General features: G+C 43.6%; 6 protein-coding genes. 2 read left to right on the forward strand and 4 right to left on the reverse strand.

Annotated features, from left to right (window positions below; genetic code table 11):
- Positions 1-2 precede the first annotated feature (2 nt).
- The gene (gene mrdA / locus HMPREF1505_RS10810; RefSeq protein WP_036925296.1) at positions 3-2,369 is read left to right on the forward strand and encodes a penicillin-binding protein 2; all 2,367 of its coding nucleotides are present in this window, start codon (positions 3-5) and stop codon (positions 2,367-2,369) included.
- Entirely contained in the window at positions 2,359-3,834 is a 1,476-nt protein-coding gene (rodA, locus tag HMPREF1505_RS10815) for a rod shape-determining protein RodA (protein ID WP_036925297.1), read from the forward strand. Before mrdA ends, rodA begins: the two co-directional genes overlap by 11 nt.
- 450 nt (positions 3,835-4,284) lie before the next feature.
- On the opposite strand, the gene HMPREF1505_RS10820 is transcribed toward rodA, so the two are convergent.
- From HMPREF1505_RS10820 to HMPREF1505_RS10835, 4 genes are all read right to left on the reverse strand, one after another.
- On the reverse strand, positions 4,285-4,779 hold the full coding sequence (locus HMPREF1505_RS10820) for a gliding motility lipoprotein GldH (RefSeq protein WP_036925299.1): 495 nt from the start codon (positions 4,777-4,779) through the stop codon (positions 4,285-4,287).
- Positions 4,776-6,128, reverse strand: coding sequence for a regulatory iron-sulfur-containing complex subunit RicT (ricT, locus tag HMPREF1505_RS10825; protein ID WP_036925301.1), 1,353 nt, complete (start codon positions 6,126-6,128; stop codon positions 4,776-4,778). Before ricT ends, HMPREF1505_RS10820 begins: the two co-directional genes overlap by 4 nt.
- Positions 6,129-6,292: 164 nt before the next feature.
- The gene (locus HMPREF1505_RS10830) at positions 6,293-7,432 is read right to left on the reverse strand and encodes a DNA polymerase III subunit delta (protein WP_036925302.1); all 1,140 of its coding nucleotides are present in this window, start codon (positions 7,430-7,432) and stop codon (positions 6,293-6,295) included.
- Positions 7,433-7,450: 18 nt separating this feature from the next.
- Positions 7,451-8,452: a methylenetetrahydrofolate reductase gene (locus HMPREF1505_RS10835; protein WP_036925304.1), complete on the reverse strand. Its 1,002-nt coding sequence runs from the start codon at positions 8,450-8,452 to the stop codon at positions 7,451-7,453.
- Positions 8,453-8,600 lie beyond the last annotated feature (148 nt).

Raw genomic sequence — 8,600 nt, forward strand, 5'->3', positions numbered from 1 at the left:
AAATGAAGAATTACGATTTAGAGAAACGTCGCCTCGTGCTTAGTGCTGTTGCAATAGGTATCGTGGTGATATATATTATACGTCTTTTTGCTCTTCAGATAGCCAGTGACGACTATCGGAAGAGTGCCGACTCTAATGCTTTCTTAAAGAAGATTGAGTTCCCTTCACGTGGTTCTATCACTGATAGGAATGGTAAGTTGCTGGTTTTTAATCAGCCAGCTTATGACATTATGGTGGTAACCAACGAGATGAAAGGTCATCTTGATACGTTGGAGTTTTGTAAGGCACTGAACATAACAAAGGCTGACTTTATCAACCGAATGGCTAATATCAAGGATAGAAGTAAGAATCCGGGTTACTCTCGCTTTACGCAACAACTATTCTTAAGCCAGTTGAGTGATAAAGACTTTAGCGCCTTCCAAGAGAAACTCTATCGTTTTCCAGGTTTCTATATTCAGAAACGTAGTGTTCGTCAGTATCAACGAGCTATCGCTGCACATGTCCTTGGGGATGTTGCAGAGGTGAGTCAGGGTGATATTGAGGAAGATGAGTACTATCAGCCAGGAGATTATATCGGTAAGATGGGTGTCGAACGTGAGTATGAGAAAGACTTGCGTGGAGTAAAGGGAGTACAGATACTTCTGCGCGATGCCCACGGACAGATACAAGGACGCTATCAAGATGGTAAGTATGACCAACGTCCACATCCTGGACGTGATATCCAACTTGGTCTTGATGCAGAACTTCAGGCACTTGGTGAACGCCTAATGGAAGGCAAATTAGGTGCTGTCGTGGCTATCGAACCAAAGACAGGACAAATCTTGGCAATGGTTTCAGCACCTACTTTCGACCCTCGTTCGATGATAGGTAAACTGCGTGGTAAGTACCAGCGAGATATGACGCTCGACCCAGCTAAGCCTCTACTTAATCGTGCTATAATGGGTCAATACCCTCCAGGTTCAACGTTTAAGACCGGACAGGCTGTTACTTATTTCACAGAAGGGATTGTGACAGATTCTACACGTTATCCTTGTCATCATGGATTCAACTTTAAAGGACTTCATGTCGGTTGTCACGCACATGCATCTCCTATCTCATTAGTACCTTCAATCAGCACCTCTTGTAATAGTTATTACTGTTGGGGACTCTATCATATGCTCTCCAATCGTAGGAAATATAAGACATTGGAGGATGCTATGAACGTGTGGCGTGACTACATGGTATCAATGGGTTTCGGTTATAAATTAGGTATTGATCTTCCTGGTGAGAAGCGCGGTATGATTCCAAATGCGAAGTTCTATGATAATGCTTTTAAGAAATGGAATCCGCTTTCGGTTATCTCTATTTCTATCGGTCAGGGTGAGGTCAACCTTACTCCACTGCAGATCGCTAATCTCGGTGCTACGATTGCAAATCGTGGTTATTATATTGCGCCACATGTTGTACGTAGTATTCAAGGGAAAAAACTCGATAAGAAGTATGTGGAGAAGCACCATACAAAGGGAAGTCTAAGAGCTTACCAAGAAGTAATAGCGGGTATGGTTTCATCAGTGCGTGGTGGAACTTGTGCGCATGCGGTTCATCCTGGTTACTCATTGGCAGGTAAGACGGGTACAGCTCAGAACCGTGGTAAGGACCACTCTGTGTTTATGGGTTTTGCACCTGTTGATACTCCAAAGATAGCTATTGCTGTTTATGTTGAGAATGGTGGATTTGGTGCAGACTACGGTGTGCCAATTGGTTCGCTAATGATAGAGCAGTATATTAATGGAAAGCTTACTCCTGGTGATGAAGCTCGTGCTGCAGCGGTCCAGAAACGCCATATCGCTTACTCCTTTAAGCGTCCTTTGTCACGTGCTGACTCTCTTCGTCTCGACTCTATTAAGCGTGTAAATACTATTAGAGACTCGCTGAAGAAGGTAAAAGAGAAGCAGGATTTAGCTGATGCAGAAAAGCTGAAGGAAGCAAAGGCAAGGAAAGAAGCTGAGGAAAAGGAGAAGAAGAAGCAACCACAGAACGAACCTGCTATCCGTGTAGAGCCTGAAACAACGGTTAAGACGGAGAAGAAAGAGAAAGATAAGGAAGGCGATAAGAAGGAAAAAGAAAAAGAAAAGAATAAAGATAGTCGAAAGGAAAATAAGGAAAAGCCTAAGGTGAAGGAAAAGCCTAAGGAGCAATCCAAAGACAAAGTAAAGGAACAACCCAAGGTGAAGTCTAAGGAACAGGCGAAAGAAAAGCCTAAGGAGCAACCTAAGGCTAAACCGAAGGAACAAGTAAAAGATAAACCAAAGGAACAGCCTAAAGAGAAATCAAAGGGTCAATCCAACGATAAACAAAAAAGCAAGGAGAAAGTAAATCGTGCCAAGTAATTATACAGCAGACAGACAACCAGGTGTACTTCGTTCATTAGATTGGTGGACGATAGGTATCTATATTGCGTTGCTCACCTTTGGATGGGTGAGTGTCTGTGGTGCAAGTTATACTTATGGCGATACAGAGATTTTCTCACTTTCAACTCGTTCGGGTATGCAGATTGTGTGGATTGGTACTTCCATCTGTTTAGGCTTTGTGCTTCTAATGATGGACGACCGTTTCTATGACACCTTTGCTTATGTCATCTATGGTTTGTTAGTACTCCTTCTCTTTGCCACAATCTTTAATCCTCATAGTATTAAGGGTTCTCGCTCGTGGCTCGTTATGGGTCCACTCAGATTGCAGCCTGCCGAGTTCGCGAAATTTGCAACGGCATTAGCCATAGCCAAGTTTATGTCGGCTTATGGCTTTACTATCAAGAATTGGAAGCATTTTGCTGGTGCGTGCGGAATCATTTTCCTACCAATGCTGTGTATTGTCGGACAGCGTGAGACAGGTTCAGCCTTGGTTTATTTCTCTTTCTTCCTCATGCTTTATCGTGAAGGAATGTCTGGTGCGTTCCTATTCACTGGGCTGGCAATGGTCATTTACTTTGTTGTCGGAATCAAGTATGAGGAAATCTTGTTATGGGATACACCAACATCCTTAGGAAAGTTTGTTGTACTCCTACTTGTTCAGATATTCTCTTCGGTCATGGTGTGGGTCTATGTGGGCGACAAAGGACGTACGCGTCTATTGCTAACTTATGTCTTTGGTGTGACAGGACTTGCCTTGCTCTTCTCAGAGTTTGTTATTCCGTTTGATGTTGTTTGGATACAGTTGGTTTTATCAGCATGTGTCATTGGTTATTTAGTTTATAATGCAATGAACACTCGCTTTGCTAACTATTTTTATATTGCATTGTTTGCTTTAGGGTCAATAGCTTTTTTCTATTCAGCAGACTATGTGTTGAACGATGTCATGCAGCCACACCAGCGTGTGCGTATCAACGTACTTTTAGGCTTAGATGAGGACTTAGCAGGAGCAGGATATAATGTACATCAAAGTGAGATAGCCATTGGCTCTGGTGGCTTACAAGGTAAAGGCTTCTTGAATGGTACACAAACTAAATTGAAGTTTGTACCAGAGCAGGATACCGACTTTATCTTCTGTACGGTAGGTGAGGAGGAGGGTTTCCTCGGTTCAGCCTCTGTTCTTGTGCTGTTCCTCTTCCTAATACTCCGATTAATGTACCTTGCCGATCGACAACCCTTTAAGTTTGGGCGAGTCTATGGTTATTGTGTTGCAGGAATATTCCTATTCCATCTTTTTATTAACGTAGGAATGGTATTAGGTTTGACGCCAGTTATTGGTATTCCGTTACCTTTCTTCAGTTACGGAGGTTCTTCTCTTTGGGGCTTTACGTTGCTCCTATTTATTTTCCTCCGCATAGATGCAGGACGTAATCTTATCCGTCAGTAGGCGATAGCATGACGCTTGGATAGCTTTAAGAAAAGGAATACAATTTATCTTTTTTGATAGATACTTCTCTTTTTGTTTAGGAGAATAAGTCTATACATCAAAAAGCGTTTTTTATTATAGAGTGGTATAGCTTTCTACTAATAATAAGTTGGTTTTGTTTGCACTATTTTCTGCACGGTGTTTTGTGCTTCGCACCATCGGTGTTAAGCCTCCGCACCACACGTGCTAAGCATCAACACGCCTTGTGTTAAGCATTATCACCCTTTTAGAATATGGGAAGTTGAACAACTTATTATCATGAGATGAAGGCGAGTAGGATACTAATACTCGCTAAATATGATATTATAGCTCAGGCTGGTGCTACTTAGGCTTATTCCTGCATAAGTAAAGGCTGCTTCATGACTCTAATGTGTGGAGGATGAAGCAGCCTTTATAGTTTGTCTCTAATGTTTACTTCTTGAGAAGTCTGATACCTACATCGCTGATACCAGGAAGTGACTCACGGCTCATGATATGACGTATCGTGACGTGCATTGAGTCATTGCGGTTGAGACGGAATGTGGTAATCGCCTGACGTATTTCAGTATTTGAGATACCTTTCTGTCCTACCAATATTCCCTTATCATTGATAATCTCAAAATTAATAGTATCATTATATGTCTTTTCTCGCTTCTTCCGTTGTCTGTAGTAGATTACCTTTCGTTCAATAATCATACTTATGTTGCGGTAAGGATAAGTCTGTGCAGCACGTAGGCAGAGGTCTAATTGGTAGTTACCTTCCCATTGGCGAGGGATATCAAAAGAAAGTGTATCATTGCGTGACCACCCCTGTAGTGACACACTTCTATATTGGTCATAGGTGCGTGGGTCACTGCATGAAGCAGCACCCATGGTAATTACCATGAGTGCTATGATATATAATAAGGTGGAAACCTTATGTCTCATTCTTGTTTTCTTTCTGTTTGCTGAGGCTGTCTGCCTTCATTTCTATTGTTCTGTGGAGTTCCTTCGCTCTGTTGTTGTGCAGGACGAGGACCATTATAAGGACGACGATTACCATACTGAGGGCGACGGTTATCGTTCTGTGGACGTCTGTTGTCATTTGGCTGACGGTAGTTGTCCTGTCCATCACGCTGATTTCGACGGTTGTCGCGTTGTGGTCTACCACCTTGCTGTCCGTTGTTGTTGCGTGGCTGGTTGTTCTTTTTGCGTTTCTTAGCCTTATCAAATCGACTGAGGTCAGCACCAGCGAGGAGGTCAACAGGCTTCTTAGCTGGTTTTGCCTTACCATCTTCAAGGAGCGAAAGAGGCTTCTCACCACGTCGGTTGAGTTCGATAATCTCCTTTGCACGCTCGGCACTGATGGTCTCGAGGTTTGCTGCAAGGTTCTTATCGGTAGAGTAGGTGCATTGACCATTGAGGATATCCGTCTTGAAGAGATGGTATTCGCCATCCATTGTCTCCAAGATAACCTCCTTGCTTGGCAGTTTTCTACCAGCCTCCATATAGTCGTCAACCTCATAGTTCAGGCAACATTTTAGCTTAGCACACATACCTGCCAGTTTGGTTGGGTTGAGTGAGATGTCCTGAATACGGGCAGCTGTGGTCGAAACACTGGAGAAATTCTTCATCCAAGTAGCACAGCAAAGCTCACGACCACATGGACCAGTACCGCCAATGCGTCCTGCTTCCTGTCGTGCACCAATCTGTTTCATTTCGATTCGTACGTGGAAGGCAGCAGCAAGGTCCTTGATAAGCTGGCGGAAGTCGACACGTTCGTCGGCAATGTAGTAGAAGATAGCTTTGTTTCCATCGCCCTGATACTCTACGTCGCCAATCTTCATCTTCAGTCCTAAGCCCTTTGCAATCTGTCGGCTCTCAATCATTGTAGCGTGTTCACGTGCTTTTGCCTCGTGATACTTTTGCATATCAACTTCTTTTGCAAGTCGATAGACACGCTTGATGTCGTCTGGTGACTTCACACTTGACGACTTCTTAATCTGCAGTTTAACGAGGCGTCCAGTCAGTGTAACGACTCCGATATCATGTCCAGGGTTAGCTTCTACAGCCACGATGTCACCCTTCTTTAGGTCAAGATTGTTGACATTGTGATAGTAACCCTTACGAGTATTCTTGAATTGAACCTCAACAAGGTCAGTTGTCTGGTTGTTTCCAGGCACGTCAGCTAACCAGTCAAACGTGTTTAACTGGTGGTTTTGTCTGCCACAACCTTTGTGGCATAAGCCTCGGTCGCAACCATGCCAGACCTTGAATTTCATATCTTTGTAATCCATTGATTGTTTCTTTTTGTTTATATATATGTTGGAAGCCTCCAAGTTCCTCTTTACTTGTAGAGTTTGGTAGGCTGTGATAAGCAATGATTAATTATATAGTACAGGTTTCAAGCATATAACTTGTCAACGTGTTAACTCGTCTACTTGTTCACCTGTCCACTCGTCTACTTCTTCAACAACAGCACAATGAGTTTCAATGCCATGTCATAGAAGACAATCTTAGCGTTCGCATTCTGTCCGATATCACGATTAGCACGCTGGAAGAGTTCGTTGATTTCAATGACGTTTGCCTCGTTGATGAATCGTGCGAAGTTCTTTGCGAAATTCTCTTCCTCCAAAGTCATGTAGTTGAGTTCGGGCGTTCGGAAGTTAAACATGAAGTTCTCGCGCACTTGCTGTTGGAAGTAAGTAAGCATACGACGCTCTTTCTCACGTCCATATCCTGCTACAACCTCGCTCCAACGTTTGAGGTCTTTGACGTTACGAAGGTAACATAGGCGCATAAGCATTTGGAACATGTTGTGGAATTCACGGTTTTCATTACCCGTATCCATTGCTTCCAATGCTTTCAGCCAACTACCATTTGCGATACGAGCAATGCGGTGTGCCGCATCAGTATCAATCCCTCTTTTGTTGATGAGTGCTTGTTCAATCGCCTCATCGTTGATGCGTTTCACATCAATACGCTGTGTACGGCTGATGATAGTTTCGAGAAGTTTCTCTGGTTCTTCGCATACCATGAGGAAGATAGTGCCCTGTGGTGGCTCCTCTAATAGCTTTAATAGCTTATTGGCTGAGGTGAGATTCATTCGTTCTGGCAGCCAGATGATAGACACTTTATAGCCCCCCTGACTTGATTTCAACGCCAAAACGCGTGACAGTTCGTCGCTTTCTGCACCCGTGATGATAGCCTGCTGTGTGGTAGCCCCCATCTGATTCATCCATTGATTCATGGTGAAGTAAGTCCCTTGCATGATGAGTCCGTGCCATTCCTTCGCAAAGTCTGCACTTACAGGTTGGTGTTCACTACTCATGCTCGGTAGTTTGATGGTAGGATAAGAGAAGTGAAGGTCAGGATGTTCCCAGTTTCGAAGCATGGCACGAGCATTTGATACGGTTGATGACGTAGCTTCCTCTGCCTCGTCACCAGCGAGCAAATAGCTGGCAAAAGCCATTGCAAGTGCCATCTTACCCGCCCCTTGTGGTCCGCAGAAAAGCAAGGCATGGGGCAGACGGTCTTCTTTGACCATCTGAATAAGCCGTTCTTTAACTGCTTCTTGTCCTATAGCTTCTGAAAAGTTCATCTTCTCTTGTATTCTTTTTTATTTGCTGTTCTGTTGCAGAAGGCCAATTTCTACCAACCGTTTCATCACCTCGTGCACACTGCTCACTGCCGAAACGGTATAGAAATGTACGTTGTTGAAACCATGTGCATAAAGGTCTTTCACCTGTCTAACAGCCCACTCAATACCTAACAGGCGTGCCTCCTCGTCCGACTTACACAGTAAAGCTAATCCAGCAAGCTCTTCTGGGATATCACAGTGGAATGTCTTTGGAACGACATTCAGCTGGGATAGCTTTGCAAAAGGCTTAATTCCTGGTATGATAGGAATGGTAACGCCTATCTTACGAGCCTGATCAACGAAGTTATAGAACTTCTCATTGTCGTAGAAAAGCTGCGTAACGGCAAATGTTGCACCAAAATCCTGCTTCATCTTGAGGTAACGTAGGTCCTGTTCAAGATTAGGTGCTTCCTCATGTTTCTCTGGATAACATGCCACACCATATGCGAAACGCCTACCTGGATGCTTCATGGTAGAACCATCAATGAATATACCTTCGTTGAAACTATTCACTTGTTCAATCAGTTCTGTCGTATGACTATGACCGCCTTCTGTCGGTGTAAAGAATCGGTCTTCGCGCGCTTTATCGCCACGCAGAAGCATTAAGTTCTCTATACCAAGAAACTGTAAATCGAGCAATTCGTACTCAATATCTTCTTTCGTTGCACCCGAGCATATCACATGAGGGATGACAGGAATGCCATACCTTTGCTGGATAGCGGCTGCAATGGCTACCGTTCCAGGTCGACGACGTATGCGCTGGCGTTCCAATAGTCCGTCTTCGCGCTCGTGATATACGAACTCACTATGGTGAGTGGTTATGTTTATGAAGCTCGGATTAAACTCCTTGAGCTGATCAATATTGCGGAAAAGAGACGCTGTTCCATTACCCTTCAAAGGGGGAAGAACCTCAAACGAGAAATGTTTCTCGTCGGTCTCATCATTCAGTAATTGCTTTATATCTGTTATGTTGTTGCCCATTTGGCTACAAAGTTAGTAAATAAATGTGAGAAAAAGGATAGGTTTGGATAAGTAAAACGGTTAAAGAGTAAAAAGTAAAAGCGTATTTATGGTTCTTCCGAAATATGGAGTGATAAACTAAAAGTCTTATATAATAGGCACACGGAGT

This window comes from Prevotella sp. ICM33 (assembly GCF_000517825.1).
Lineage (GTDB): Bacteria > Bacteroidota > Bacteroidia > Bacteroidales > Bacteroidaceae > Prevotella > Prevotella melaninogenica.